The organism is Micromonospora sp. 067-2 (genome assembly GCF_046549295.1).
In the GTDB taxonomy this organism is placed as follows: domain Bacteria; phylum Actinomycetota; class Actinomycetes; order Mycobacteriales; family Micromonosporaceae; genus Micromonospora.
The window spans coordinates 418,240-444,452 of the sequence record NZ_JAJPWB010000005.1 but is presented as its reverse complement, the minus strand read 5'-3'; the positions used below and the strand labels follow the sequence as shown (position 1 = coordinate 444,452).

Below are 26,213 nucleotides of genomic sequence, written 5' to 3'. Positions count from 1 at the left end.
GGCCAGCCGGGCCATCGGCTGGCGGGAATCGGACCTGGGTGTGGACCTGCCCGACGTGCACCTCTGCTCGGGCGGGTGGTCAGCGGCGGCGCCGGTGCGGCTGACCGGACCGCGCGGACTGACCGGACCGTGCGGGTTGGCCCGAGCGTGCCGGTTGGCCCGAGCGTGCCGGTTGGCCCGAGCCTGCCGGTTGGCCCGAGCGTGCGGGCTGGCCCGACCCGGCGGACCGGGCCGAGCGTGCCGGCTGGCCCGAGCGTGCGGACTGGCCCGTCAGCAGGGCCGACCGGAACACGGCGTCCGGGTCGTACCGTCGCCACAGCCGCCGTACCCGCGCGCCGGTCTCGCCCGGGTAGATCCGGGCGAACGCGGCCGGGTCCGGCCGGCTCTCGAAATTGACGTACGCGCCGTCGGCCCGACCGGCGGCGCCCCGCCAGGCGGTGTCCAACGCCGCGTCTCCCTGCGGAGGGAACACCGAGGCCACGACCAGGATGTCCTGGTGCCGGTGCGCGTAGGCGGTCGCGTCGGCGGCGACATCGTTGACCGCGCCGCCCACCGAGCGGAGCTGGAGCACCGCCCGGCCCGGCCCGGTCACCGCCCGCATCAGTGCGCGGGCGCCAGCGTCGTCCAGCCCGGTGAACAGGCCGTTGGTGGTCGTGCCCCGCTGCTGCCCGACGTTCGGATGCAGGTGTGCGGTCGGCACCAGGGCTGGATAGGGCAGCAGGTCGGTCCGGTGTTCGAGCAGCTTCCCGATGGCCAGCAGCGGCTCCACCATGGGGCGGGCCCGGCGGAGGCTCTCGGCGGCGACCACGGCGGTGATCGACATCAGGGTCGACCGTCCCTCCGCGAACAGCACAACGGCCGCGGACAGCTCTCGTGGGGCCTGGGCCAGGCAGTCCGCCCACTCGCGAAGCGTGCGGCCGTCCGGGTGCGCCTCCACGACCAGCTGCGCCACCCCGACGTTGCGCTGCTCGGTGGCCTCCATCTCGAACGCCACCACGATCCCGGCCCCGGCCCCGGCACCCCGGACCAGCCAGAACAGTTCCGGCTCGTGCTCGGCGTCCGCGCGCACCAGCGTTCCGTCCGCGAGCACCACCTCCACCGCCCGGACGCGGTCGATGGTCAGCCCGCGGGAGCGGACCAGCCAGCCGACACCGCCGCCGGTGGTCAGGCCACCGACGCCCACGTTGCCGTAGTCACCCGAGCTGACCACCAGGCCGTACGGCGCCAGCGCGGACGCGACGTTCGCCCAGCGGGCACCGGCCTCGACCCGGACCAACCCGGACCGCTCGTCGAGCACCCGCACCCGGTTGAGCATGGACAGGTCGATGACCAGTCCACCGTTGTTGGAGGAGACGCCGGACAGACCGTGTCCGCCGCTGCGGACGGCGATCGGCAGCCGCTGCTCGCGGGCGTACTGGATCGCGGCCACGACCTGCGCGGTGTTCTTCGGCAGCAGGACGCCGGCCGGCGACGCGGTCGTGGTGTACGTCGAGCGCAGCTGCGCGTACCGACGGTCTCCGGGGGTGACGAGCTGCCCGGTCAGCGACTGGGGCACCCGGGCCAGGGCGGCGCTCATCGCTGCCCGCGCGGCGCACGCGTCGTCGGGTGTCCGTGATCGCTCATCGCCCAAGGATGAGCGGCCACTTCGGCCTCGGCAAACTCGATGGACCCCTGCCAGCCCGCGCAACGGGACGTGCGGCGCGACTTGGTGCGGCAAGGTGACCAGGGTCTCCGGCCAGCTGCTCGCCCGGTGACTCACGGCACCGGCGATCCGGTGCGGCCGCGGCGATCTCGTCGTCACCAATACAGACGCCGCAGGTCATCCTCGCTGTCCACGGTCGAGGGCGGATTTTCCGCCCGAAAGTGTCGGTCGTGGAAGGTAACGTCCGGCCACCAACTCAAGAGGGGTGCGGCGATGGCGAGCGTGGCGGGTCGGGCGGCGGCGTCGACACGGGGCGCGTTCCCGTCGCTGCCCCGCGCGGTGGCTCAGGCCTTCCACCGCCGGATGCGGGCCGTCGGGCCGGCCGCGGTCGGCGCCCTCGAACGAGACCGGGCCGGCGACCTCGAGCAGACCTTCGCCGACACCGCCTGCGGTCGCCTGGCCCACTCGCTCGACGACGCCGGCCTGCGGGCGCTCGGCATGTGGACACACCACTGGTGCATGCGGTTCTACGACGACGACACTCGCGTCGGCCGGCGACTGCTCCGGGAGATCGCCGGCCGCCCGGGCCTGGGCTGGACGACGGACGAGGTGCTCTGGATGCTTCGTGAGTCGACCGCGGCCGGCCCCGCCGCCGCCGAGCGGCTCACTCTGCCTCGCGCCGCCGCCGCGCAGCTACCTCCGGGCGAGTCGCCACTCGACGAGCTGCCCGCCGAAACGGTGACGGTGCCTCGTCAGCGCCGGGCCGGCTGAGCGTGCGGCGGGCGATCCATCGAGCGCGTGCGTCCGATGATCCGCCGGGCGCGGGCTGCGGCAGGATGGACGCCGTCAGCACCCGACGAAGGGAACGGCGAATGCCCGCCAGCGAACCGACGATCCTCGCCACCAGCATGGGGTTCTTCCGGGGCGACCGAGGTCCGGCCGACCTGCGTCCCGGTCCGGTCTTCGAGTTCGCGGCGGAGTTGGCCGAGGCCGGCCCGCAGCCGCGAATCTGCTACCTCGGGCAGGCCGTCGGAGACCAGCCGACCTCGCTGAGCGCCGTCTACGCAGCGTTCGCCGACAGCCGGTTCCGCCTCTCGCACCTGGCGCTGTTCCCGATGCCCAACGTCGACGACGTCCGCGCCCACCTGCTCGCCCAGGACGTCATCTGGGTCGGCGGCGGAAGCGTCGCCAACCTGGTCGCGCTCTGGCGGGCGCACGGGCTCGACGAGATCCTGCACGAGTGCTGGCAGGCCGGCGTGGTGCTGGGCGGCGTCTCCGCCGGCTCGATCTGCTGGCATGTGGGCGGCGCCACGGACAGCTTCGGCCCCCGGCTACGTGGCTTCACCGGAAGCCTGGGCTGGCTGCCGTACGGCAACGGGGTGCACTACGACAGCGAGGGCCAGCGACGACCACTGATGCACGAGCTGGTCGGCGACGGGACGCTGCCCACCAGCCACTGCACCGACGACGGGGTCGGGCTGGTCTATCGGGGCACCCGACTGGTCGAGGCCGTGGCCGACCGCGAGGGCGTTTCGGCTTACGAGGTCAGCTGCGGCACGGATGGCAGCGTCCGAGAGGCGATCATCGCTGCGCGTCTGCTCGGCTGAGGGCGTGGCCCCTCAGACCCGGTCCTCGAACGCGGCGCAGACGGTGGCCCGCACCTGCGGGCCCTCGATCGCCCGCAGCAGCTCCCGGGCAAGGACGATCTGGTGCCCCTCGTCGACCGAGCCGGCCATCGGGGTCAGCTCCACCCGCCAACGGAAGTAGAGGTAGTCGTCCTCGTCGGTGGCGGCCAGTTGCGGGTCGGCGCCCTCGTTGAGGTTGATCTCCAACAGGTTGCCCCGAACGTCGACCGAGTCCCGTCGGTAGGGCACCGCGTCGGGTAGCCCGGTGCGGATCCGGTCCAGCAGCTCCGCCTCCGTCAGCGGGCCGTCGACCATGATGAGGAACTGCAACGTCGTCTGCACGTCTGCCACCTTGCCAGATGCGGCGCTCAGTCGAGCGGGAGGAACGGGCCGTTGTCGAACTTGCCGCCTCGGCGCAGCACCGAGAACTGCACCTTGTGCGGTACGTGGCTGTCCATCAGCTCACGGCGCAGGTGGGTGAAGTCGGTGCCCAGGTCGAAGCTGGCGAGCTGCCCGTTCTCGTTGATCCGGCGCAGCATGGTCCTCCGCAGCCGGGTCCCGGCCGGCGCCCGGGACAGCGAGCGCTCCGCGAGGTCGAAGAAGGCGTCGTCGTCGACGATGAGCGCCACGTCGATGTCGGAGTCCGGACGGGCGGTGCCGCGTACCCGGCTGCCGTGTGCGACGAGGTCGCCGTCGGGGAGGCCGGCCTGCCGCTGGGTCTGGCGGGCGCCCCGGGCGAACCGGGTCCACTGCCGCTCCGTGAACCCCTGGGGGATCCGTCGCGCGGCCCGGTTGCCCGCGTGTTCGGCCGCTTCGCCGGCCACGTCGTCGGCTCTGCGCATCATGCTCCGGGCGGCTTGCGCGACGATGCCCCGGGCGGCCGTCGTGGCCCCGTCCGGCAGGTGCCGCCGCCCGGTCACGCCGGCTTGTCCGACTGTCGGCGACGGAGCACCGCGTCGAAGACCTGCGCCAGTTCGGCGGCGTCCTCACCGGCGTGGTGCGTGTGCGGCACGTCGTGCAGACCCAGCTCGTGCTTGATCTTGCCCTTTCTGGTCTGGACCCACTCGCTTCCGGTCAACCCCATCCAGTAGCTGCGCAGATCGACGCCGGAGCCGGTGGCACCGAACGGGCTGTGGCCCACGAAGCGGACGAAGTACCAGTGCACGAACATCCCGTCCCAGACGGCGGGTGCGGCGAGGAAGACCGGACGCCCGAGCCGGCGTAGACCGTTGACCCAGGTCGCGGCGGCGGTCATCGCCTCCTGCGCGCTGGGCGCCTCCCGCAGCAGGCGGTCCCGGTCAAGGCCGGAGACGGCCAGCGCGGCCGGGACGAACTCCTCGGAGATCGGGCGCAACTCGGTGTAGAAGGTCAGCTCCGGGTGGCCGGCCACGGCCATGCCCAGCGAGATCATGCTGTACGGCCCGGGGATCGGGCCGTCCGCCTCCACGTCCACGGCGACGTACAGCTCCGGCAGGGTCGAGGTCATCCCAGGACCACTCCGATCGCCTGATCGACAAGCATGCCGAGGACCATGTCGGCGAGCTTCTTGAACACCGGGATCTCCAACAGCGAGGCACCGAACGTCGGCGCGGCCGTCGCGACCGCCTGGATGATCTGCACCAGCAGGATGACCAGCTGAACGATCACGTTGATCTTCAACGCGAGGACGATGATCGCGCAGACGAAGAGCGTCGCGGCGACCATCCGCGCCCCGGCGCCCCCGTCGCGGAGCACAGAGATCGCCGAGCCTGCGCCCTCCCAACGCTGCTGGAACGCGGCGAGCGCGTCGCCCTGGTTGCCGTCCAGCACCCGTTGTGCGGCCGCCGTGCCGTCCGCCGCCGCCTGCTGAAGAGAGTCCGCCAGCTCCAACCACATCTGACCGAGCTCGAACAGCTTCGTCTCGTCCGACTTGGGCCAGGTGTAGCCCAGTTCGTTCAGCAGGCCGGCGAGCTCGCCGGGCAGCATGATGCCCACCGTCGCCGCCTACCAGCTCATCGTGGTGAACTGCGCGTCGTTGTCCTGCTCGACCAGGTCGTACTGGTCGGCCATCAGGCCCAGCCCGTCGCCGAAGCCGCGCAGTCCTTCGACGACCGAGCCGAGGCACTCCGCCGCGATCTCCTCGGCCACCTGGTATGACATGCCGATCAGGCCCCCCACGTCGTCGTCACCGAAGATGTCGCCCATCGCGGCCGTCCGGGCGCGCAGCGCCTCCCACTGCGCGGCGAGCTGCTCGGCCACCTCCGTCAGGTGGCTACCGCCCTGGCGGAGCGCTGGTGGATGCACCTGCAGGTCCTCGGGCACGTCGTCACCTCGCTGCCTGCTGGATGCGCCGCACCGCGTCGGTGAGCGCCTCCGTCATCGCGGCCATGCTGCGCACGGACTCGTTCTGCAACTCGTCGAGCGTCTGGTCAAGGGCCACCGTGTCCACCGGGGGTGCGTCCACGGAGGCGTCGGCGGCCTGGAGCCGCAGGTCGTCCAGGGCGGCGTTGACCGCCAGGGTGATCTGCTCGCCGAGCAACTCGGCGCCCATTCGCAGGGCCCGTGGATCCAGCGTCACCGACTCGACCCGTTGGCCGACCATCACCACCTCGACCTGGCCGCCCGCCGCGGATCCGGCGCCCCGCGCCGGACGACCGGCGGGGCCGTCGTCGGGGACCTGGCCGGTCGTACGCATCGATGCCAGCGCCTGTCGGGTCTGCTGGAACAACCGGTCGAATTCAGCCACCTGGTCCACAACGCCTCCTCCGCTCGCCGCATCGAGAGGGTAGCAACGGGTGACCACTGCCAGGATCCGCCGAACGCCGACGATCGCGCGCCCGGCTTCACCAAATCCGAGCCGCCTGGACCGGTCTCGGCAGCACCGGCGTAAGCTGGCCCGTCGTGAGTCTCACCATCGGCATCGTCGGCCTGCCCAACGTCGGCAAGAGCACGCTTTTCAACGCGTTGACCAAGAACGACGTGCTGGCGGCGAACTATCCGTTCGCCACCATCGAGCCCAACGTCGGCGTGGTCGGGCTGCCCGACGAGCGGCTGGGCAAGCTGGCCGAGATCTTCTCCTCGCAGAAGGTGCTGCCGGCCCCGGTGTCGTTCGTCGACATCGCCGGCCTGGTTCGCGGCGCGTCGAAGGGGCAGGGCAGGGGCAACGCCTTCCTGGCCAACATCCGGGACGCCTCGGCGATCTGCCAGGTGGTGCGGGCCTTCTCCGACCCGAACGTGGTGCACGTCGACGGCAAGATCTCCCCGGCCGACGACATCGAGACGATCAACACCGAGCTGATCCTCGCCGACCTGCAGACCCTGGACAAGGCGCTGCCCCGGTTGGAGAAGGAGGCCAAGCTCCGCAAGGACCGGGCCGCCGCGGTCGCCGCCGCGAAGCAGGCCATCGAGGTGCTCGACGGCGGCACCACCCTGTACTCCGGGGCCGCCGCCGCCAAGATCGAGCTGGAGCACCTGCGCGAGCTGCACCTGCTCACCACGAAGCCCTTCCTGTACGTCTTCAACGTCGACGAGGCCGAGCTGGCCAACGCGGCGTTCCTCGACGAGTTGCGGGCGCTGGTCGCTCCCGCCGAGGCCGTCTTCATGGATGCGAAGATCGAGTCCGAGTTGGTGGACCTGCCCGAGGACGAGGCCCGCGAGCTGCTGGAGTCGATCGGGCAGAACGAGCCCGGCCTCAACCAGCTCGTCCGGGTCGGCTTCCGCGCGCTCGGGCTCCAGACGTACCTCACGGCCGGCCCCAAGGAGGCGCGGGCCTGGACCGTCCCGGTCGGCGCCACCGCGCCGGAGGCCGCGGGTGTCATCCACTCCGACTTCCAGCGCGGTTTCATCAAGGCCGAGGTGGTCTCGTACCACGATCTGGTCGGGCTTGGCTCGATGGCGGCGGCCAAGGCGGCGGGCAAGGTCCGCATCGAGGGCAAGGAGTACGTCATGCAGGACGGCGACGTGGTGGAGTTCCGCTTCAACGTCTGAACCGTGAGCCGTACGAGTCCTGTGGTCGGCGAGTGGGCGAGCCTGCTGCCGAACTCCCCATCTCCGACGCCCGGGACAGCCTCAAGGACGTCTTCTCCCGCGCTCGCTTTCCGAGCTTCACAACGAGCTCGACCAGTGAAGACGCCGACCTGCACCGTCCGTGCCGGCACCGCAGTCGCAACCGCCCGTGACGGGACAGATATCATTCTGAATTGAATTAGTTTGTCCTGTTGGGCGCGTGTGCGAGATGCCTGCTTTGTGGCAGTGCCCATCACTTCCGCCAACCCTGACTCAGGCCGATTCCCAAGCCGACAATTGTTCAGTAGGCGGGCGGCTCGTCGATGCCGGAGCGCCGTACCGGTGGCAAACTCACTCGCATGACGCGGGGCTCGAATCCTTGGTGGCAGACAACGAAGACGCCGAAGGGCGGGTTCGTCCTGGGAGGCATCTGGCTCTTCCTCGGCTCGATGCGAGCGGTAACTGCATACGGTGAGCCGGTCGGCTGGTCTTTGATCTTCGGGTTGTCAACGGCACTGCTTGGCGCCGGCTACCTGATAACGGCCTTGTTGCTGCGTCGACGACAGCGTTCGGAAGTCGACCGTGGGGGACTAGCTGAGTGACGATCAGATCGGGCGCAAACGGAGGACGGTGAGGGATCGCCCTGGCAGGTGAGGGGGTGCTCGTGTCGGGTCGACGCCCGCAGGGATTGCCGCGGTTTCAAGGACCTTACTGACGTGAAGACGACAGTTGATGGGATGTCGGAACCTGGTCCTGACACCTTCGGACGTGCCGCTCATCTCGCTGCCGAAAGGATCCGTCGTGACGCAGGTGCCGGAACGTCTGCCGGATCAAGCGGCCCTGTTAGGGGTCGCGCTTGCGGCAACCGTCAGCATCACCGCGGCTGAGGGGCCGTGGGAGCCGATCGAAAGCATTGTCGGTCTTGTACTCGTCGTCATCGTGGGCGCCTACCATGATCTGGCCGAGGTCCGGCGTGAGCGCGGAGGGCTGGTCAGGCGGATCGCCCTTGCATCTGTACTCGCCCTCTGCTGCTGCTTGGTCGTCGCGTGGCCGCTCCAATCCATCAACCTCAACCTGTACTGGTGGCTCCCTGGCACCTGGAGTGTGGTTGTCGTTGCCGTGTTGTGGTACCTGCGATCTGACCGCAGTCGACGAACCAACCGGCAGGCAGCCATCTCGTCGACGGTCCAGGACGATGACAGGACCGCCGGCGCGGAGCCGCGCAGGGAGGCGGCATTCGGTCCATACGGGCAGACAGCACCGCAGACAGCGACCGAGGTAGGCGAGACCGACCCGGCGCAGCTCCTGGCGAACGACCGTGCTTCGGCTGGGCAACCGGAACGCGACCCGGGCGATCCCTCTTGATTCGCTGGTATGAGCAGGTCCGCCAGAACACATTCGGCCACCTGAGTAACGAGCGCCCGAAGCCGCTCCGCTGATGACGTCCGGCCACTGGAACTCAGGTGTACGCCGCCCGGCGGAATCGTCGCGGAGGTAGGGCGGCCCGGAGCCTGCCCTCTGCGTGAGCGAAGTCGGAGATGGCGGTGACGCAGCCGTGGCCGGTGTGGGCGAGCCAGAGTGAGCCGTCCCGCGCGGCCACGAGCGCCTGGGACAGCGGAACGGTGTGCACGCTGCCGTCACCGTGCACGGTGGAAATCGCGTCCGAGCCGATGACCAGCGAGCTCCTGTTGCCGAACCGCTTCGTGAGCGTCGGCCTGATCACCTCACCGGCCGGCACGAATCGGGTGCTCGGGCAGGAGACATCGGTGGTGCCAGGGAGATCCGGCGTCGATCCGTAGGGCACGACGATCATGGCGGTTGAGAGCCAGCGGGACATGACGTCCCGCGCCGCTGTCGGAGAGAGTCCAGCCAGCTCGCTGAGCGACTCCGCGTAGTGGTGCTCGGCCGTGCCGAACAATTCCCGGTGGGTCGCTGGTTCGAGCGCCTGGATCGGTCGCATCCAGGCAAGCGACTCGACCATGGGCACCAGGAGCACGGACACGGCCTCGTCCCGGGCCGCCTCCAGGTTGGCGATGTCCGCCTGATCGAAGCCGTCGTGCACGAGTCTCCGCAGCTCGGCCCAGAGCAGTTCCGCAGCGGCAGCGGCGTCGAAACTCTTGGTCTTCCGGCCGTCCTTCGGGGTGATCCTCAGCCCGAGTTCGTGCCGCGTGCTGTCCACGACCGCGGACAGAGGTTCAGCGCCGTCGGCGAGCCCGGCCCGCCGCACTGCCTGGCCGACCCGAGACTGCAGCACCCCCATCAGCAGTGCCGATTCCACGTTGGACTCGGCACTGACGATCAGCGCGACCCCGCGGACCTCGTCGGCGTACCATACCGGACCCGACTGGTGATTGACGGGGTGGGCGCCGCGGGCGATGCGCGCACCCGCGGGCAGTCGAAGCCGCATCGTTCGCGGGGCCTCGCCGGTCACGGTGAGGATCGCGTTGCCACTGGTGAAGAACCTTTCCACCTGCTTGCTGATCTCGTCAGCCGTGAAGAGCCCGTAATCCACCGCGGGCCAGCGCGCCAGGCCATGCCCGCGCGGCCCGAAACGCCGCGAGAGCAGTGATCCCCAGGGGTCGAGCACGCCCTCGTCGATGTCCGAGACGGACCGGCCGTCTGCGTCGACGGCGGCGACAGCATCGGACAGGTCCTCCGGGGGAAGGTCGCTGATAGCCGAGCTGATGGCGGTGAAGTGTTCCGCGATCTGCTCGGGTGTGCCGGCTGCGAGAAATGACGTCTCGTTCACCCAGGTGTCGTCCGAGTATTTCTCTGTGACGTGCGGATCGGCCCATTCCACCAGGTGCTGCACGAGATGGTTCAGGCCGATGGAGTCGATGTCCTCGTCACGGGTGCCACAGCCGAATGTCAGCGATGCGGCCAGCGTGCCCGGTAGGTCTTGTTGGAGGACTGTGGCTCCGTCTATCTCCGCACGGCGCATGAGCGGATCGTAGGATGACCGGTCAACTGGATGGCGTCCGTGCGGCGTGACGCGGCCCGCTAGGCCTCGGCCCAGGCACCCAGCTCGTTGCCGCTGGGATCGGTGAAGTGGAACCGCCGGCCACCGGGGAAGTCGTACGGCCCGTTCACCACCTGACCGCCTGCCGCCGTCACGGACTGCACCGACCGATCCAGGTCGGTCGAATACAGCAGGACGAGCGGGCCACCAGCCTTGACCTCCTGGTCGAGGCGGAGACCACCCACCTCGGGCGCGGAGTCGCCGTGCGGGCTGCGGATGCCCGCGTATCCCGGCCCGTAGTCGTTGAACTGCCAGCCGAACGCGTCGGCGTAGAAGCGCTTGGCGCGGGCGAGGTCGGTCACCGTCAGCTCGACGTAGTCGATGGCATGGTGCCGGTGCGGAGATGGCTCAGACATGCGCCACATCATGTGCCCCGGGTACGACAGAACCGAAACATGCAACAAAAAGTTGCGCATTCAGAGTGGGTTGCCGTAGGTTGATGCAACCAAAGGTTGCGGAAGGGGTTGTGAGCATGGACCAGGGAACCATCGAACGCGACATCCAGGTCGACGCCTCACCCGAGGTGGTCTTCGAGGTGGTCAGTCGGCCCGAGCACATGCGGGAGTGGTGGCCCGACGACGCACGGTTCGAGCCGGTGGCGGGCGCTCCCGGCGACCTCGTGTGGCGCAACGGTGAGACGGGCGAGACGACGACGGTCGCACTCGCCGTCGTCGAGGTCGACCCCCCGAAGCGGTTCTCCTTCCGGTGGTGCTTCACCGAGGCGGATCGGAACGGGCAGTCGCTGCTCGTCACCTTCGACCTGGAGCCGCGCGGTGCGGGGACTCTGATCCGGATGACCGAGACCGGGTTCCGGGAGATGGGCTGGGAGATCGCTGTCCTCGAGGAGCAGTACCGCGACCACGAGTCCGGGTGGGACCACTACATCCCCCGGCTGGGCACGTACGTGGCGCGACTGGTTGCCAGCTCGTGAGCACGGCCGTCGACGATGACCTGTGGTCGGCGATCGGCGACCCCACCCGGCGTACGATGATCGACCTTCTCCTCTCCGGCGGACCAGGCACGGCCACGTCGCTGAGCAGGCGGTTACCCGTCACCCGGCAGGCCGTCTCGAAGCATCTGGCCGTCCTGGACCGGGTCGGGCTGATTTCCGGGGCGCCGGCCGGCCGCGAGCGCCTCTACCAGGTCGACGAGGCACAACTCGCCCGAGCCGTCGCCCAGCTCTCAGCGGTCGGCGCCACCTGGGACGCCAGACTCCGTCGGATCAAGCGGATCGCGGAAACGATCGAACGCAACCGCCACACCAGGGTTGGAGAATGACAATGCTCGACATTCTGCACCAGGTCGGCGTCGTCGCTCCGCTCGACGACGTCTACCGAGCGGTGGCAACTCCGGAGGGCATCGCCGGCTGGTGGTCGATCGACACGACGGGCGGGAGCGAGGTCGGCAGGCGGTTGGCCGTCCGGTTCGGCGACGTCGGTGGGTTCGACCTGGAGATCCTTGAGCTGAACCCCGCAGGCCGGGTCCGTTGGCGGGTCGTCGGCGGCCCCGAGGAATGGATCGGCACCGAGGTCGACTGGCGTCTCGACCAGCGCGGTCGGTACACGATCGTCCAGTTCACGCACGAGGGCTGGCGCGAGCCGGTCGAGTTCATGCACGAGTGCAGCACCAAGTGGGCGATCTTCCTGATGAGTCTCAAGGAGCTTGTGGAGACGGGGCGCGGCAGGCCAGCGCCGGACGACGTTCAGATCAGCGACGGACACTGACCTCGGGAACGGCTGAGTCGCCGGGGATTCGCGCGCTCCGACGCGAGATCGCGAACCCCGGCGATTCAACCGCCGCTAAGCGGCCCGGTACACCGAGATGTGGCTCGTGCTGTCGGCATCGAACGGTCGCCGGTGCCAGTCGGCGTACCGCTCGGTGAGCCGGAGCCCCGCCTGCTGGGCCATCGCGTCGATCTGGTGCGGCCAGGCGTACCGCATGGCGAAGGGTTTCAGGTGCACACCCTCGCCGTCGAACGTGATGGTCTGGCGGACAAACCGCTGCGCCGGCCGGTCGTACCGGTGCAGCCGGATCGTCGCGGAGTCCTCGGTGACGGCACGCACCTGCACCTGCTCGTCGGAGTCGAAGCTGCGCGGGTCGGGCACGAACGCCTCGACGACGAACGCGCCGCCCGGTGACAGCACCCGTGCGACGTTGCGGAAGCAGTCCGCCTGCCGCTCCGCGTCCACCAGGTTGAACAGCGTGTTGAAGACCAGGTACGCGAGCCGGAACGGACCCGGCACTCCGACGTCCGCCATGTCGCCGATCACGACCGGGATCTGCTCGCCGCCGGGCTTGGCCCGCAACTGTGCCAGCATCTCCTCGGATGCCTCGACGCCGTGCACCGGAAGGCCACGCTCGGCGAGCGGCAGGGCTATCCGGCCGGTGCCGATCGCCAGTTCGAGGACCGGCCCGCCGTCGGCCAGGTCGGCCAGGAAGTCGACGGCCGGAGCCGGGTCAGGGTTGGGTCCGTCGTCGTAGCCGGCGGCCCACAGCCGGCCGAAGAGGCCGGGATCGTCGAAGACCGACATCAGCGGCCTCCGGGGTTGGTGTCAGTGGCGCGCAGTCGCGCCGTGGCCAGGGGAGCAGGTGTGCTCACGAAGTCTCGATTCCTCGGGTCGAATGACGTTCGGTCGGAGGGACTTCGTTGGGTCGGGCATGGCGGCTGCTCCCTTCGCGAGGCTGACAGCTGAGGACACCAGAGGACGCCGGGGCCCGGCAAGGCATTTATCCCGGCCGGCCCCGCGACGGGTCCGATCGATCAGGAGATGTGGTGCAGGATCACGTTGTGCACGTGGTGGCTCTTCTGCGCACCACGGAACTCGACCTCGTAGGTGTGCGTGCCGACGTGGATGGCGATCGCGCCGGTGGAGAAGAACGTGCCACCCCAGGACTTGTTGCTGACCACACTCACGCTGGTGATCTTCGAGTACGGGATGCTGGTGATCGCATGCCGCTTGCCCACGAACGAGCGGTCCTGGATGATCACGCGTCGGTCGGTCAGCCCGATGAACCCGGTGCCGGTGCCGACGGCGTCGTAGACGGCGATGATCTGCTCACCGTCGAGAAGTCCACTCTCGATCTGCTGGACCTGCTCCTTGCGGTCGTACGCGATGTTCGCCATGCCGACCAGGCTAGGCAACCGGCGCCAACCGACCGGCGCGGGCGGAGACCACGAACTCGCCGTCGCCCTGACCCACCGGCTCACGGTGCCAGCCGCCGTGGATGGTGTCCACGGTGAAGCCCGCCGCGCCCAACGAGTCGCGCAGCTGCGCCTCGGTGCGAAAGCGCAGGGTCGCCGAGCTGGACAGCTTCTCACCGTCGGCGAAGCCGTAGTGGTGGGTGAAGCTGACCACGCCGTCACGTACCCCGGTGACCTCGGTCCACGCGCGGACCTCGCCGCCGTCCGGCAGCGTGATCCGCCGCCGTGAGTCGGCCGGGTTCCACCGCTCCCAACGGCGGCCCGCCGGGTCGCGGGCGTCGAAGGCCAGCCGGCCGCCGGGCGCCAGCGCCCGTCGCAGGTCGACGAGGGTACGCGCCCACGCCGCGTCGTCGACGAAGTACTGGGCCACGTGGCTGGTCAGCACCGCCACGTCGAAGGCCCGTTCCGGCAGCAGTGCCGAGGTGCCCTCGATCCAGGTGACCTGCTCGCCACCCGGCTTGGCACGGGCGACAGCCAGCGACGCGCGGGCGGGGTCGACGCCGGTGACGGTGTGGCCGGCGGCGTCGAGGGCGACGGTCAGCCGGCCGGTGCCGCAGCCGAGGTCCAGGACTCGCGCGGCTACGGTCTCGTTGACGACGGCCAGGAAGAAGTCGTCATCCGGCCCCCACGGGCACTCGGCCTCGTAGACCTGAACGAGCCGGTGGTGACGGAACTCGCCGTGTCTCATCGGCGTTCGCATCCCTCGCGGCGCGGAGAAATGGGCGGTGTCGGTGCTCGCGGCTCGGCGACCTCGATCTGCCGGCGGGACCGGGACGGTAACTCGGCGGCGTTGCCCTGATACCCGTAGGACTCGGCCACGGATGCTCAGGATTCGGTGACCGTCCGGTAGACGTCCTCGATGCGGGCGGCAAGCAGGACGTCGCCCTCGGTCAGGGGCTCGCCGTTGCCGTGCCCGACCCGGATCTGGGTGCTGTCCGCGTGGCGACTGATGTCCGGGCGCAGGTGCAGCGCGTCGGCGACCACCTTGACACGTTCGGTCAGCGCGGCGTGTTGGGTATCGTCTATCGCGAGAGTCCGCCGGATCTGCTCGCCTTCCCGCGTCCAACCAGATAGCAAGGTCAACGCGTCGGAAAGGTAGTCGTGCTTGGCCCGGCTGCTGAACAGCACGCGCATCACCGCACCCCCCAAGCGCCGTTGCCGGCTTGTGGCCAAATCGTCGCCATCCCGTGTCTTGTCGGTGCCCTCTAGTCTGTCGCCGTACCCTAAGGGTGTCCACGCCCACACTTCCGGGTTCTGTTGGCTTAGAGGCCGGTTTCGGTACCCGAACCGCCGATGGATCTGGCACCCTGGACGCCCGTGCGGACCGAACGGGCTAATGATGGTGGGCAGGCCGAACGACGGGCTCTGAAGGTGATCGTCGGCGCGGCGATCATCCGAGACGGGCGGGTGCTGGCCTGTGCGCGTTCCGCGCCGCCGGAGGTGGCGGGGATGTGGGAGTTTCCCGGTGGCAAGGTCGAGCCGGGAGAGGCCGAGACCGAAGCGCTGGCCCGCGAGTGCGTCGAGGAGTTGGCCGTACGCGTGCAGGTCGGCGACCGGGTCGGCCGCAACGTGCGGATGGCCCACGGCCGCTCAGTGCTCAAGGTGTACGCCGCGCGCCTCCTGCACGACGACGAGCCGCAGGCGCTGGAGCACTCGGAGCTGCGTTGGCTCACGGCCGGAGAGCTGGACTCGGTCACCTGGCTCCCCGCCGACGCCCCCATCGTCGCCGCGCTGCGCCCCCTCCTCGGCGGCAACTGAGACCGACCCCCCGCTGGTCAACGGCCGGGGAGGGGTAGACGGAAGGGGGCGACCGGCTCAGCCGGTCGCCCCCTCATTCGATGGTGCAGGTCAGTGCTTGTTGTCCTGGTCCGGGTGGGCGAAGTTGAGGTGCTCCGGAGGCAGCGGGAAGCTCACGTCGTCGCCGAACGGCGACGGCGCCGCGGCCCGGTCGAAGGTGAGCTCGGTCAGCGGAAGCCTGCCCCGGTCGTCGACCGCCGGCGCGGTCGGGTGGGGCACCTCCCGTTGCCAGTTGACGCCGCTCTGCGCCTGCGCCTCGGCCCGCGGGTCGTGGGAACCACCCGCGTGCGAGTGCACCCCGCCACGGGTCGTGCTCGGCGGCGTCGCCGAGCCCGAACGGGCGGTGGTCACGCTGGTCTGGGGCGTCTCGCCCCGACGGAAGATCTTGCTACCAAGCCACACAAGGGGATCGTACCTGCGGTCGACGACCCGCTCCTTCATGGGGATGATCCCGTTGTCAGTGATCTTGATGTGCTCGGGGCAGACCTCGGTGCAGCACTTGGTGATGTTGCAGAAACCGAGGCCCTGTTCGGTCTGCGCGTACTCCTTGCGGTCGGTCCGGGCGTCCAGCGGGTGCATGTCCAGCTCGGCGGCCCGGATGAAGTACCGCGGCCCGGAGAACGCCTGCTTGTTCTCGTCGTGGTCACGGATCACGTGGCAGACGGTCTGGCACAGGAAGCACTCGATGCACTTGCGGAACTCCTGCGAGCGCTCGACGTCCACCTGCTGCATCCGGTAGTCGCCGGGGGCCACGTCCGCCGGCGGAGCGAACGCGGGCGTCTCCAGGGCCTTCTCGTAGTTGAACGAGACGTCGGTGACCAGGTCCCGGATCACCGGGAAGGTGCGCAGCGGGGTGACCGTGACGGTCTCGTCCTCCTCGAACGTCGACATCCGGGTCATGCAGCCCAACCGCGGCTTGCCGTTGATCTCCATGGAGCAGGAGCCGCACTTACCGGCCTTGCAGTTCCACCGGCAGGCCAGGTCGGGGGCGTCGGTGGCCTGCAGGCGGTGGATGACGTCGAGGACGACCTCACCCTCGTTGACCTCGACCATGTAGTCCTGGAGGTCCCCGCCGGTCTCGTCGCCCCGCCAGATCCGGAACTGACGCTTCGCGCTCATCGGTTGTCCGCCTCTCCAGCGTCGGGAACGAGGGCGTCGAAGTCGGCGATCTCCTCGTCGGTGAGGTATTTCGCCAGCTCCGCCCGGTCGAAGAGGCCGATCAGCTCCGGCCGCATCTTCGGCAGCGGCTTGTGGGTCAACCGCACGGTGTCGCCGTCCAGCGCGCAGACCAGGTTCACCTGCCGCCACTTCGGCTCCATCGTCGGGTAGTCCTCCCGCGTGTGCCCGCCGCGCGACTCCTGCCGCTCCAGCGCCGCCTTCGCGGTGCACTCCGAGACCACCAGCATGTTGCGCAGGTCGAGGGCCAGGTGCCAGCCCGGGTTGTAGCGCCGGCCGCCGGCCGCACTCACCTTGGCCACCCGCTCGCGCAGCTCGGCCAGTCGCCCCAACGCGTCCTCAAGCTCGCCGTGACGGCGGATGATTCCGACCAGATCCCCCATCACCGCCTGGAGGTCCTGCTGCAGGGTGTACGGGTTCTCGCCGGTGTCGCGCTGCAGCGGGGCCAGAGCCGTCTCCACCGCGGCCTCGACCGCGTCCACGGCCACCTTCGGCCGGGCGGCCAGCCCGTCGGCGTAGCTGGCCGCGTGCCCGCCCGCCCGCTTGCCGAAGACCAGCAGGTCGCTCAACGAGTTGCCGCCCAGCCGGTTGGAGCCGTGCATGCCGCCGGAGACCTCACCGGCGGCGAACAGCCCGCGTACGTGGCCGAAGGCGGCACCAGAGTCCGGGTCCACCTCGACGCCGCCCATCACGTAGTGACAGGTCGGCCCGACCTCCATCGGCTCGGCGGTGATGTCGACGTCGGCCAGCTCCTTGAACTGGTGGTACATCGACGGCAGCCGCCGGCGGATCTCGTCGGACGAGCGCCGGCTGGCGATGTCCAGGAAGACGCCGCCGGCGGGGGACCCGCGACCGGCCTTGACCTCGCTGTTGATCGCGCGGGCCACCTCGTCGCGGGGCAGCAGCTCCGGTGGGCGGCGGTTGTTGTCCGGGTCGGTGTACCAGCGGTCCGCCTCCTCCTCGGTCTCCGCGTACTGCTTGCGGAAGACGTCGGGGACGTAGTCGAACATGAACCGCTTGCCGTCGGAGTTCTTCAGCACGCCGCCGTCGCCGCGTACCGATTCGGTGACCAGGATGCCCTTCACCGAGGGCGGCCAGACCATGCCGGTCGGGTGGAACTGGAGGAACTCCATGTTGATCAGGGTTGCCCCGGCGCGCAGTGCCAGCGCGTGACCGTCCCCGGTGTACTCCCACGAGTTCGAGGTGACCTTGTAGGAGCGACCGACGCCGCCGGTGGCCAGCACCACCGCCGGCGCCTCGAAGAGGAGGAACTCTCCGGATTCCCGGTAGTAACCGAACGCGCCGGCCACCCGGTCACCGTCGAGCAGCAGCTCCGTGATGGTGGTTTCGGAGAACACCTTGATCCGGGCGTCGTACGAGCCGAACTCGCGCTTGTCCTCCTGCTGGAGCGAGACGATCTTCTGCTGGAGGGTGCGGATCAACTCCAGGCCGGTCCGGTCGCCCACGTGCGCCAGTCGGGGGTACTCGTGGCCGCCGAAGTTGCGCTGCGAGATCTTGCCGTCGGGGGTGCGGTCGAAGAGCGCGCCGTACGTCTCCAACTCCCAGATCCGCTGCGGCGACTCCTTCGCGTGCAGCTCGGCCATCCGGAAGTTGTTGAGGAACTTGCCGCCGCGCATGGTGTCGCGGAAGTGCACCTGCCAGTTGTCCCGGCTGTTCACGTTGCCCATGGCGGCGGCCGCGCCGCCCTCGGCCATCACCGTGTGTGCCTTGCCGAAGAGCGACTTGGAGATGATCGCGGTCTTCTTGCCGGCCAGCCGGGCCTCGATCGCCGCGCGGAGGCCGGCGCCGCCGGCCCCGATGACGACGACGTCGTAGTGGTGTCGCTCGATGCGAGTGGTAGTGGTCATGTCAGGGGCCCTTTAGTTGATGAACCGCAGGTCGTTGAACCAGCCGGCAGACAGCGCCATCACGTAGAAGTCCGCCAGCGCCAGGGTGCCCAGGGTGATCCAGGCGAGCTGCATGTGCCGGACGTTCAACGCCGAGACGTAGGTCCAGGCCTTGTATCGCACCGGGTGCTTGGAGAAGTGCTTGAGCCGGCCGCCGACGATGTGCCGGCAGGAGTGGCAGGAGATTGTGTACGCCCACAGCATCACCACGTTGACCAGCAGGATGATGTTGCCGAGTCCGAAGCCGAAGCCCTTCGGGGAGTGGAAGGCGAGGATCGCGTCATAGGTGTTGATCAGCGAGATGATCGCGGCGGCGTAGAAGAAGTAGCGGTGCAGGTTCTGACCGAGCAAGGGGAAGCGGGTCTCACCGCTGTAGCCGGCGTGGCCGTCCGGCACCGCGCAGGCCGGCGGGGACAGCCAGAACGACCGGTAGTAGGCCTTGCGGTAGTAGTAGCAGGTGAGCCGGAACAGCAGCAGGAACGGCAGGGTCAGCGCGGCGTCCGGGATGATCCACCAGCTGGGCAGGAACGAGCCGAAGTGCGAGGAACCCTCGACACACCGCTCGGTCACGCAGGGCGAGTAGAACGGGGTCAGGTAGTGGAACTCGTCCACCCAGTACCACTTGTGCATGAACACCCGGACCGTCGCGTACGCCACCCAGGCGCCGAGCCCGATCACGGTGATCAGCGGGGCGAGCCACCAGCGGTCGGTACGCAACGTCTTCGCCGCGATGGCGGCGCGCGCCCGCGCTCCCCGCGGCCTCGTTGCCGTTGAAGTCATTCGAGTCGTCTCCTCGACGGGCCCGTACGGGCGGGCTGATATCTCCGGTCGGCACGCGGACCGGCGAACCCGCACCCGCTGCCACGTCATGCGCACACCAACGACCACGCCGGATCGACCGGCGCAGCTAAGTGACACACGTTACGCCGATCTCTGCGAGCCGTCCGCGCAAGGGAGTGTCCCGTGTGTCCGGCCTGCGGAAAAGCCCCGGTACGCCGATCGATGACGTGTCGTTGGCTAACGTCACCGCGCTCAGCCGGAGGCGCCCCCGGTGAAATGCCAGGACGCCAGCCGCACCGGTGGCGCCGCCCACCAGGCGCCGTCCACCCGGTCCGGTTGTCGCACCGGCCGTGCGCCCAGCGCGAGCACCGCCCCCGGCCCCAGCGCCCGCGGGTACGACTCGGTGAACCGCAGGTCCCGAACCGCCCGGACGACCGTGCCGTCCTCGATCAACCAGACCCCGTTGCGGGTCAGCCCGGTGACGACCAGGCTCTTCGGGTCGAGCACCCGCGTGTACCAGAGGTCGGTGACCAGCAGCCCTCGACGCACCCCGGCGACCAGCGCCGCGGTGTCCGCGTCGACCACGGCACCGGCCGCCGCGCCGGTGGTGCTGCGGCCCACCGCGCTGGCCGGCCCGGCCGCCGCGCCGGCCAGGCGCAGGTTGCGGGCCATCGGGCCCCAGGTGGCGCCGCCCGCGATCGCGTGCCCGGTGGACTCGGTGCCCGCCTCGGCGGCGGTCCGCCGGTCGTGCGCCACCGCCCTCGTGGTGCCCGCCTCGACGAGGGTCAGCGCCCGCCGGCCGGTGCCCTCGGCGTCGAACGGCAGCCCCGACGCGCCCAGCGGATCGTCCACCAGGGTCACCGCCCGGTCGAACTGGGCCGCGCCTGGCTCGGCGAACGACTGCCGCTCGGCGTACCGCTTGCCGTTGAAGCCGTACCAGGAGAGGTTCTGCAACAGATCGGCCACCGCGGCCGGCTCGAACACCACCTCGTAGTGCCCCGGCGGCAACTCGACCGGATCGGCCGCCGCCTGCGCCTTCGCGGCGGCGTGCGCTCCCAACTCGGCGCCGTCGAGGTCGGCCAGCCGGTCGGCGCAGCGGCGGGCCACCCCGTCCGCGCCGTCGCGGCGGGCGATGCCGTCCATCGCCGCCTCCGCGAAGCGGCCGTACGCCGTGTGTCCGGCGGAGTTGGCGTACGCCGACGAGCGGTGCGCGGTGCGGCAGTAGCCGGCCGTGCTGAGGTCACCGGCGGCGGCCACGAACGCCCGGACCCGATCGGCCCGCTGATCCGGGTCGGCGTGCGCGGTGGCCTCGTCGACGGGCGGGGCGACCGGTATGGGCGCGGGCGGCGCCAGCCCCGGCCAGCCCGGGTCGGGCGGGCAGAGTCGCGCCGCGCCCAGGGTGCGCTCGACCAGCGCGCGCAGCCCGTCGGCGGTGACGACGCTGCCGCTGCCGCTGGCGGTCCGCCCGTCGACGTGCAGCCGGAGCCGCACCCCGACGGTCGACTCGGCGACGTTCTGGTGGATGGCCGAGTTGGCGAACCGGGTCAGCGCCAGGTCGGCGCGGGTCACCACCGCCTCGGCCTGCGCGGCCGGGCCGCCAAGCCGCCCGACCAGCTCGATGACCTGCCCAGCCAACTCCACCTCGCTCACGCTGACTCTCCCTTCGTTCGCGACTGCGGGGCTCGCGAACCCGGCTCACTCCTCGCGCTCACGCTGATCCTCCTTTCGTTCGCGACTGCGGGGCTCGCGAACCCGGCTCACTCCTCGCGCTCACGCTGATCCTTCTTTCGTTCGCGACTGCGGGGCTCGCGAACCCGGCTCACTCCTCGCGCTCACGCTGATCCTTCTTTCGTTCGCGACTGCGGGGCTCGCGAACCCGGCTCACTCCTCGCGCTCACGCTGATACCCCCACCCGGACGTTGCGGAAGCGGGCCGGCGCGGCCGGATGGCCGGTGTGCCCGGTCTGGCCCGGCTGGCCCTTACCGCAGTTGGGCGTACCCCAGGACACCGTCTCACCGGAGAGCATGTCCATCGAGCGCCAGAAGAGTGGGCCGATCCCCGTGTAGGTGGGATTGCGCAGCATCCGCCCCCGCCGGCCCTTCTTGATCTCCCAGCCGACCTCGCAGCCGAACTGGAAGTTGAGGCGCTTGTCGTCGATCGACCAGGACCGGTTGAGGTCCATCAGCACCCCGTCGTCGGTGGCCGCGATGATCTCCTCCAGGGTGTGCGGGCCGGGTTCCAGGCCGACGTTCGTCATCCGGACCATCGGCAGCCGGGCCCAGCCGTCGGCCCGTACGCTGCCGCCGTAGTCGAGGCTGGCGACGGCGGCCGAGTCCCGGCCGGCGAGCACACCCACCCACCGCCCGTCGCGGACCGCGTCCCGCTTGACCGCGGGCGTGCCCTCGTCGTCGAAGCCGAAGCTGCCCAGCGCACCCGGGATGGTCGGGTCGATCGTGATGTTCATGAGCTCCGAGCCGTAGCGCAGCGAGCCGAGCTGAGCGAGGTCCAGCCAGGACGTGCCGGCGAACGCGGCCTCCCACCCGAGGATCCGGTCCAGCTCGATGGCGTGCCCGACCGACTCGTGGATCTGCAGCGCCAGCTGTTCGCCGCCGAGGATCAGATCTGTCTCGCCGGCCGGACAGGGCGGCGCGGTGAGCAGCGCCCGGGACTCCTCGGCGATCTGCGCGGCGTGCGCGGCCAGGTCGAGCGACTCGACCAACTCCCAGCCGGTGGTGCCGTACTGCCCCCGGTAGCTGGGCCAGGAGCGGCGCTGCGTCTCGCCGTCGCCGATCGAGGTGGCCGAGATGCCGCCGCCGCACTCGCGGATCCGCTGGTCGATCCGGTGGCCCTCGCTGGAGACGAACCACTTCGCGGTGTCCCAGATCTGGTAGAGCCCCTCGGCCAGGTCGGCACCGTGCTCGGCCATCGTGCGGGTCGCGTCGACCAGCAGGTCACCCTTCGTCGACAGTGGCACCCCGAGCGGATCGATCTGACAACCCGAGGCCCAGCTCGCGGTCACCGCCTCGGCCGGCACCAGGTCGACCGGCGGGCCGGGCACCCGCGCGCTCGCCCGGGCCGTCCGCGCCGCGCGCCGGCCGGCGTCGCGGGCGGCGGCATCAGACAGATCGGGTACGGCGTGGAAGCCCCAACTCGATCCGACGAGCGCCCGGACACCGAGCCCGATGCTCTCGTCCTGGGTCAGCTCCTCCACGTCACCGTTGCGCGCGGTCATCGACTCGTAGCGGCGGTGCATCACCCGGGCGTCGGCGTACCGCGCGCCGGCGTCGAGGGCGGCCTGCACGGCGGCGGCTGCTGCGTCGAACTCGGTCATGCGCTCGACCCTAGGCCAGCCCACCGAGGTTCGTCAGGGGACGAGATCCTCCGGCCGAATGGTGGCCCGCACGGGCTCGGTCAGTTCCAGGACCTCGCCGGCCTCTGTCGTCGACCGCTCCACGTAGTGCGTGTCCGAGCGTCTGCCGGCACGTTGTGATCGCGAAGGTTGAGTCATCAAGATCGCGCTCGATCGTAGATGTAGTGGTATCCGAACGCGCCGTGGCAACTGCATCCTGGTTTGAGCGTGACCTTGACGGCGGTGGGCGCTCAAACCCGGCTCCCGCCCCCGCCGCCCCGCTCCGTTCCCGCCCCGCTGCGCCGCTCCGCTCCGCGGGCCGCAAGATCCCGCAACATCCTGGTTTTAGTGGTGTCGGCGCGTCGGTGAGACCACTACAACCAGGTTCGAGCGTGACCTTGACGGCGGTGGGCGCTCAAACCCCGATCCTGGCCTCGCGGTGCGCGCCTCGCGGTGCGCGGGGGCGCAGGGTGTGAGGGCGTGCGGCGTGGGGGCGGGGGATGAACGGGTGTGGATGGGGAGGTGACGGGGGTGCGCCGCCGATGCCGACTCGTTACGCTCTGGCCCGCTGACAGGTGCCGACGTTGTAGCTTATTTTCACCCTCGGGACTTTCCTGTAAGTTCTCTTCGTCACTGAGGGAGGCGGCCGTGGGCAGCTCGGATGCCTACCTGCGGGTGGACGACCTGCGGGTCCGGTTCGACACCTCCGACGGCGTGGTGCGCGCGGTCGACGGGGTCTCCTTCGCCGTCGAGCGGGGCCACACCCTCGGCATCGTCGGCGAGTCCGGCTCGGGCAAGAGCGTCACCTCGCTGGCCATCCTCGGCCTGCACGACCCCAAGCGCGCGACCATCACCGGCGAGATCTCCGTCGGCGGCCGACAACTGGTGGGCCTCCCCGACGAGGAGGTACGCCGGCTGCGCGGCCGCGACATGGCAATGATCTTCCAGGACCCGCTGTCGGCGCTGCACCCCTACTACACGGTGGGCCGGCAGATCGCCGAGGCGTACCGGGTGCACCACCCGAAGGCCAACCGGCGCGAGGCGCGCCAGCGGGCGGTGGACATGCTGGACCGGGTCGGCATCCCGCAGCCGGCGCGCCGGTTCGACCAGTACCCGCACGAGTTCTCCGGCGGCATGCGCCAGCGGGCGATGATCGCCATGTCGCTGGTCAACGACCCGGCCCTGCTGATCGCCGACGAGCCGACCACGGCGCTGGACGTCACCGTGCAGGCGCAGATCCTGGACCTGCTCGCCGACCTGCAGGCCGAGTTCCACTCCGCCATCATCCTGATCACCCACGACCTCGGCGTGGTCGGTCAGGTCGCCGACGAGGTACTGGTGATGTACGGCGGACGGGCCGTCGAGCAGGGCAGCGTCGAGCAGGTGCTCCGCTCGCCGCAGCATCCGTACACCTGGGGGTTGCTCTCCAGCGTGCCGTCGCTGCACGGCGACGCGGACGCGGACCTGTTGCCCATCCGGGGCAACCCGCCCAGCCTGATCAACCTGCCACCCGGCTGTGCCTTCCATCCGCGCTGCCGGTACGCCGACCGCAACGGCGACCGCTCCCGGACCGAGGTGCCCGAGCTGCGCCCGGCCGGCTCAACCGGCGATGCCGGCCCGGCCGGCGGGGACGGTCACCTGGTCGCCTGTCACCTGTCGGCCGAGGAGCGTGCCGCGCGCTACGCCGAGGACGTCGCATCCGTGGGGGTGGCCCGATGACGGACGAGCCGCTGCTGCGGGTCCGCGGCCTGACCAAGCACTTTCCGGTACGCCAGGGTCTGCGTGCCACCGGCCTGGTGCAGGCGGTGGACGGCCTCGACTTCGACGTGCGCCCGGGCGAGACGCTCGGCCTGGTGGGGGAGTCGGGCTGCGGCAAGACCACCACCGGCCGGATGCTGGTGCGGCTGCTGGAGCCGACCGCCGGCACCATCTCCTTCGAGGGGCGGGACATCACCCACGCCAGCCGGCGTGAGCTGCGCCCGCTGCGCCAGGACCTGCAGATCATCTTCCAGGACCCGTACGCCTCGCTGAACCCCCGACACACCGTCGGCCGGATCGTGGCGATGCCGTTGCAGGTCAACGGGATCAAGCCGCCTGGTGGGATCAGGGCCCGGGTGCAGGAGTTGCTGGAGCTGGTCGGGTTGAACCCGGAGCACTACAACCGGTATCCGCACGAGTTCTCCGGCGGCCAGCGGCAGCGCATCGGCATCGCCCGCGCGCTGGCCCTGCGACCCAAGCTCATCGTCGCCGACGAGCCGGTCTCCGCGCTGGACGTGTCGATCCAGGCGCAGGTGGTCAACCTGCTGCGTGACCTGCAACGGGACCTCGGCCTGGCGTTCGTGTTCATCGCCCACGACCTGGCCGTGGTGCGGCACTTCTGCCAGCGGGTCGCGGTCATGTACCTGGGCCGGATCGTCGAGATCGGCGACCGGGCGGACATCTACGAGCGCCCGCAGCATCCGTACACCCGGGCGTTGCTCTCGGCGATTCCGGACGTCACCCGGCTCGGCCCGGCCGGCCGGATCCGGCTGAGCGGTGACGTGCCCACCCCGCTCGACCCGCCCTCGGGCTGCCGGTTCCGCACCCGGTGCTGGAAGGCGCAGGACATCTGCGCGACCGAGGAGCCGGCGCTGGTCCCGCGCGACGGCGGCCGCCAGGCCACCGCGTGTCACTTCCCGGAGTCGGCGGACTCGACTGCCCAGGTCTTCGAGGAGGTGCCGTCGTGAGCCTGTCCCCGGTGGAGGGTGTGGCCCTGGCCGAGATCGAGTCCGAAACCGGCGCGGCCGGTCCCGAGGTGAAGGGCGTCGTCGGCCGCTCACCCGGTCAGCTCGCCTGGCTGCGGCTGCGTCGCGACCGGACGGCCGTGGTCAGCGGCGTGCTGCTGGTCTTCTTCCTGCTGCTGGGCCTGGCCGCACCGCTGATCGAGATGGCCTACGGGGTGGGTCCGCGCGAGCAGTTCCAGAAGCTGTTGGACAACTTCGGCATGCCGCTGGGCTACGTCGGTGGCGTGACGGGGGACCACTGGTTCGGGCTGGAACCGGGGCTGGGCCGGGACATCTTCATCCGGTTGATCTACGGGCTGCGGACCTCGCTCTTCATCGCGTTCGCGGCGGCCCTGATCACCGCGACGATCGGCGTCGTGCTCGGCGCCCTCGCCGGTTACCTCGGCGGCTGGCTCGACGCGGTGATCAACTGGATCACCGACCTGACCCTGGCCATGCCGTTCCTCATCGTCGCTCTGGCGCTCGCGCCCACCCTGACGCTGCGCTTCTACGGTGACCGGGGGCAGGTGTCGTCGGCCTTCGGGGTGGGCGTGCTGATCGCCGTCTTCGCCATCTTCGGCTGGACCAGCACAGCCCGACTGGTGCGCGGGCAGGTGATCGCGCTGCGCGAACGGGAGTTCGTGGAGGCGGCCAGGGCCAGCGGCGCCGGCCTGGGGCACATCATCTTCCGGCAACTGCTGCCGAACATCTGGGCACCCATCCTGGTCTCGTTCTCGCTCGCCGTGCCGCAGTTCATCACCAGCGAGGCCGCGCTCTCGTTCATCGGTGTCGGCCTCAGTGACGAGACGCCGAGCTTCGGCCGGATGATCTACCGCAGCCTGGACTTCCTCCAGACCGACCCGGCGTACGTGTTCTTCCCGGGCATCACGATCTTCGCGCTGGTGTTCGCCTTCAACCTCTTCGGCGACGCGTTGCGCGACGCGCTCGACCCGAAGTCGTCCCGGTAGGG

Annotated in this window: 29 protein-coding genes; 11 read left to right on the top strand and 18 right to left on the bottom strand. The window is 70.2% G+C overall.

Annotated features, from left to right (window positions below; all coding sequences use genetic code 11):
* Nucleotides 1-79: 79 nt before the first annotated feature.
* Entirely contained in the window at nucleotides 80-1,576 is a 1,497-nt protein-coding gene (locus ACLJN9_RS14855) for an FAD-binding protein (RefSeq protein WP_410811884.1), read from the bottom strand.
* Between the two features lie 339 nt (nucleotides 1,577-1,915).
* Here ACLJN9_RS14855 and ACLJN9_RS14850 point away from each other — a divergent pair, with 339 nt between their 5' ends.
* Nucleotides 1,916-2,413, top strand: coding sequence for a hypothetical protein (locus ACLJN9_RS14850; RefSeq protein WP_410811883.1), 498 nt, complete (start codon nucleotides 1,916-1,918; stop codon nucleotides 2,411-2,413).
* Nucleotides 2,414-2,514: 101 nt separating this feature from the next.
* Nucleotides 2,515-3,249, top strand: coding sequence for a Type 1 glutamine amidotransferase-like domain-containing protein (locus ACLJN9_RS14845; protein ID WP_410811882.1), 735 nt, complete (start codon nucleotides 2,515-2,517; stop codon nucleotides 3,247-3,249).
* Nucleotides 3,250-3,261: 12 nt separating this feature from the next.
* On the opposite strand, the gene ACLJN9_RS14840 is transcribed toward ACLJN9_RS14845, so the two are convergent.
* The 6 genes from ACLJN9_RS14840 to ACLJN9_RS14815 are packed head-to-tail and all read right to left on the bottom strand — an operon-like array spanning nucleotide 3,262 to nucleotide 6,001.
* Nucleotides 3,262-3,609: a hypothetical protein gene (locus ACLJN9_RS14840; RefSeq protein ID WP_410811881.1), complete on the bottom strand. Its 348-nt coding sequence runs from the start codon at nucleotides 3,607-3,609 to the stop codon at nucleotides 3,262-3,264.
* A gap of 26 nt (nucleotides 3,610-3,635) precedes the next feature.
* Nucleotides 3,636-4,187 carry a nucleotidyltransferase domain-containing protein gene (locus tag ACLJN9_RS14835; RefSeq protein WP_410811880.1) on the bottom strand — a complete coding sequence of 184 codons (552 nt, stop codon included), beginning with the start codon at nucleotides 4,185-4,187 and terminating at the stop codon, nucleotides 3,636-3,638.
* The gene (locus ACLJN9_RS14830; protein WP_410811879.1) at nucleotides 4,184-4,753 is read right to left on the bottom strand and encodes an exonuclease; all 570 of its coding nucleotides are present in this window, start codon (nucleotides 4,751-4,753) and stop codon (nucleotides 4,184-4,186) included. Before ACLJN9_RS14830 ends, ACLJN9_RS14835 begins: the two co-directional genes overlap by 4 nt.
* Nucleotides 4,750-5,232, bottom strand: a complete 483-nt coding sequence (locus ACLJN9_RS14825) for a hypothetical protein (RefSeq protein WP_410812000.1) — start codon at nucleotides 5,230-5,232, stop codon at nucleotides 4,750-4,752. The genes ACLJN9_RS14830 and ACLJN9_RS14825 overlap by 4 nt, the downstream gene beginning before the upstream one ends.
* An 18-nt stretch (nucleotides 5,233-5,250) precedes the next feature.
* Nucleotides 5,251-5,568, bottom strand: a complete 318-nt coding sequence (locus ACLJN9_RS14820; protein WP_410811878.1) for a hypothetical protein — start codon at nucleotides 5,566-5,568, stop codon at nucleotides 5,251-5,253.
* 4 nt (nucleotides 5,569-5,572) lie between these two features.
* Complete coding sequence (locus ACLJN9_RS14815) at nucleotides 5,573-6,001, bottom strand: YbaB/EbfC family nucleoid-associated protein (protein ID WP_410811877.1); 429 nt, start codon at nucleotides 5,999-6,001, stop codon at nucleotides 5,573-5,575.
* Between the two features lie 146 nt (nucleotides 6,002-6,147).
* On the opposite strand from ACLJN9_RS14815, the gene ychF reads away from it, so the two are divergent.
* The gene (gene ychF / locus ACLJN9_RS14810) at nucleotides 6,148-7,233 is read left to right on the top strand and encodes a redox-regulated ATPase YchF (protein ID WP_410811876.1); all 1,086 of its coding nucleotides are present in this window, start codon (nucleotides 6,148-6,150) and stop codon (nucleotides 7,231-7,233) included.
* 819 nt (nucleotides 7,234-8,052) lie between these two features.
* Complete coding sequence (locus ACLJN9_RS14805; RefSeq protein ID WP_410811875.1) at nucleotides 8,053-8,616, top strand: hypothetical protein; 564 nt, start codon at nucleotides 8,053-8,055, stop codon at nucleotides 8,614-8,616.
* 94 nt (nucleotides 8,617-8,710) lie between these two features.
* Here the strand turns inward: ACLJN9_RS14805 and ACLJN9_RS14800 are convergent, their stop codons facing one another.
* Nucleotides 8,711-10,192: a hypothetical protein gene (locus ACLJN9_RS14800; protein ID WP_410811874.1), complete on the bottom strand. Its 1,482-nt coding sequence runs from the start codon at nucleotides 10,190-10,192 to the stop codon at nucleotides 8,711-8,713.
* 59 nt (nucleotides 10,193-10,251) lie between these two features.
* The gene (locus ACLJN9_RS14795) at nucleotides 10,252-10,626 is read right to left on the bottom strand and encodes a VOC family protein (RefSeq protein WP_410811873.1); all 375 of its coding nucleotides are present in this window, start codon (nucleotides 10,624-10,626) and stop codon (nucleotides 10,252-10,254) included.
* A gap of 116 nt (nucleotides 10,627-10,742) precedes the next feature.
* Between ACLJN9_RS14795 and ACLJN9_RS14790 the strand changes: the two genes are divergently transcribed.
* Genes ACLJN9_RS14790 through ACLJN9_RS14780 form a run of 3 tightly spaced genes read left to right on the top strand, consistent with a single transcriptional unit; the run spans nucleotide 10,743 to nucleotide 11,994 of the window.
* On the top strand, nucleotides 10,743-11,201 hold the full coding sequence (locus tag ACLJN9_RS14790; RefSeq protein WP_410811872.1) for an SRPBCC domain-containing protein: 459 nt from the start codon (nucleotides 10,743-10,745) through the stop codon (nucleotides 11,199-11,201).
* Entirely contained in the window at nucleotides 11,198-11,548 is a 351-nt protein-coding gene (locus tag ACLJN9_RS14785) for an ArsR/SmtB family transcription factor (protein WP_410811871.1), read from the top strand. The genes ACLJN9_RS14790 and ACLJN9_RS14785 overlap by 4 nt, the downstream gene beginning before the upstream one ends.
* A 2-nt stretch (nucleotides 11,549-11,550) precedes the next feature.
* Entirely contained in the window at nucleotides 11,551-11,994 is a 444-nt protein-coding gene (locus tag ACLJN9_RS14780; RefSeq protein ID WP_410811999.1) for an SRPBCC family protein, read from the top strand.
* A 75-nt stretch (nucleotides 11,995-12,069) separates the two neighbouring features.
* Here ACLJN9_RS14780 and ACLJN9_RS14775 read toward each other — a convergent pair whose 3' ends face one another.
* The 4 genes from ACLJN9_RS14775 to ACLJN9_RS14760 form a co-directional block, all read right to left on the bottom strand.
* On the bottom strand, nucleotides 12,070-12,801 hold the full coding sequence (locus tag ACLJN9_RS14775) for a class I SAM-dependent methyltransferase (protein ID WP_410811870.1): 732 nt from the start codon (nucleotides 12,799-12,801) through the stop codon (nucleotides 12,070-12,072).
* Nucleotides 12,802-13,031: 230 nt separating this feature from the next.
* Nucleotides 13,032-13,394, bottom strand: coding sequence for a PH domain-containing protein (locus ACLJN9_RS14770; protein ID WP_007464929.1), 363 nt, complete (start codon nucleotides 13,392-13,394; stop codon nucleotides 13,032-13,034).
* 10 nt (nucleotides 13,395-13,404) lie between these two features.
* Nucleotides 13,405-14,160, bottom strand: coding sequence for a class I SAM-dependent methyltransferase (locus ACLJN9_RS14765; RefSeq protein WP_410811869.1), 756 nt, complete (start codon nucleotides 14,158-14,160; stop codon nucleotides 13,405-13,407).
* A 137-nt stretch (nucleotides 14,161-14,297) separates the two neighbouring features.
* Complete coding sequence (locus ACLJN9_RS14760; protein ID WP_410811868.1) at nucleotides 14,298-14,606, bottom strand: 4a-hydroxytetrahydrobiopterin dehydratase; 309 nt, start codon at nucleotides 14,604-14,606, stop codon at nucleotides 14,298-14,300.
* 183 nt (nucleotides 14,607-14,789) lie between these two features.
* Here ACLJN9_RS14760 and ACLJN9_RS14755 point away from each other — a divergent pair, with 183 nt between their 5' ends.
* Nucleotides 14,790-15,230, top strand: coding sequence for a (deoxy)nucleoside triphosphate pyrophosphohydrolase (locus ACLJN9_RS14755; protein ID WP_410811867.1), 441 nt, complete (start codon nucleotides 14,790-14,792; stop codon nucleotides 15,228-15,230).
* Between the two features lie 90 nt (nucleotides 15,231-15,320).
* Here ACLJN9_RS14755 and ACLJN9_RS14750 read toward each other — a convergent pair whose 3' ends face one another.
* From ACLJN9_RS14750 to ACLJN9_RS14730, 5 genes are all read right to left on the bottom strand, one after another.
* Nucleotides 15,321-16,388 carry a succinate dehydrogenase/fumarate reductase iron-sulfur subunit gene (locus ACLJN9_RS14750; protein ID WP_410811866.1) on the bottom strand — a complete coding sequence of 356 codons (1,068 nt, stop codon included), beginning with the start codon at nucleotides 16,386-16,388 and terminating at the stop codon, nucleotides 15,321-15,323.
* Nucleotides 16,385-18,313, bottom strand: coding sequence for a fumarate reductase/succinate dehydrogenase flavoprotein subunit (locus ACLJN9_RS14745; protein ID WP_410811865.1), 1,929 nt, complete (start codon nucleotides 18,311-18,313; stop codon nucleotides 16,385-16,387). The genes ACLJN9_RS14750 and ACLJN9_RS14745 overlap by 4 nt, the downstream gene beginning before the upstream one ends.
* A gap of 12 nt (nucleotides 18,314-18,325) precedes the next feature.
* Nucleotides 18,326-19,132: a hypothetical protein gene (locus tag ACLJN9_RS14740; protein ID WP_410811864.1), complete on the bottom strand. Its 807-nt coding sequence runs from the start codon at nucleotides 19,130-19,132 to the stop codon at nucleotides 18,326-18,328.
* Nucleotides 19,133-19,384: 252 nt separating this feature from the next.
* The gene (locus tag ACLJN9_RS14735; RefSeq protein ID WP_410811863.1) at nucleotides 19,385-20,782 is read right to left on the bottom strand and encodes a TldD/PmbA family protein; all 1,398 of its coding nucleotides are present in this window, start codon (nucleotides 20,780-20,782) and stop codon (nucleotides 19,385-19,387) included.
* 244 nt (nucleotides 20,783-21,026) lie between these two features.
* A complete protein-coding gene (locus ACLJN9_RS14730) occupies nucleotides 21,027-22,463 on the bottom strand; it encodes a TldD/PmbA family protein (RefSeq protein WP_410811862.1) in 1,437 nt (478 codons plus the stop codon).
* Between the two features lie 666 nt (nucleotides 22,464-23,129).
* Between ACLJN9_RS14730 and ACLJN9_RS14725 the strand changes: the two genes are divergently transcribed.
* From ACLJN9_RS14725 to ACLJN9_RS14715, 3 genes are read left to right on the top strand one after another with little or no spacing between them, the layout of a single operon-like run.
* Nucleotides 23,130-24,200, top strand: coding sequence for an ABC transporter ATP-binding protein (locus ACLJN9_RS14725; RefSeq protein WP_410811861.1), 1,071 nt, complete (start codon nucleotides 23,130-23,132; stop codon nucleotides 24,198-24,200).
* A complete protein-coding gene (locus ACLJN9_RS14720; RefSeq protein ID WP_410811860.1) occupies nucleotides 24,197-25,207 on the top strand; it encodes an ABC transporter ATP-binding protein in 1,011 nt (336 codons plus the stop codon). Before ACLJN9_RS14725 ends, ACLJN9_RS14720 begins: the two co-directional genes overlap by 4 nt.
* Entirely contained in the window at nucleotides 25,204-26,211 is a 1,008-nt protein-coding gene (locus ACLJN9_RS14715; protein ID WP_410811859.1) for an ABC transporter permease, read from the top strand. Before ACLJN9_RS14720 ends, ACLJN9_RS14715 begins: the two co-directional genes overlap by 4 nt.
* Nucleotides 26,212-26,213 lie beyond the last annotated feature (2 nt).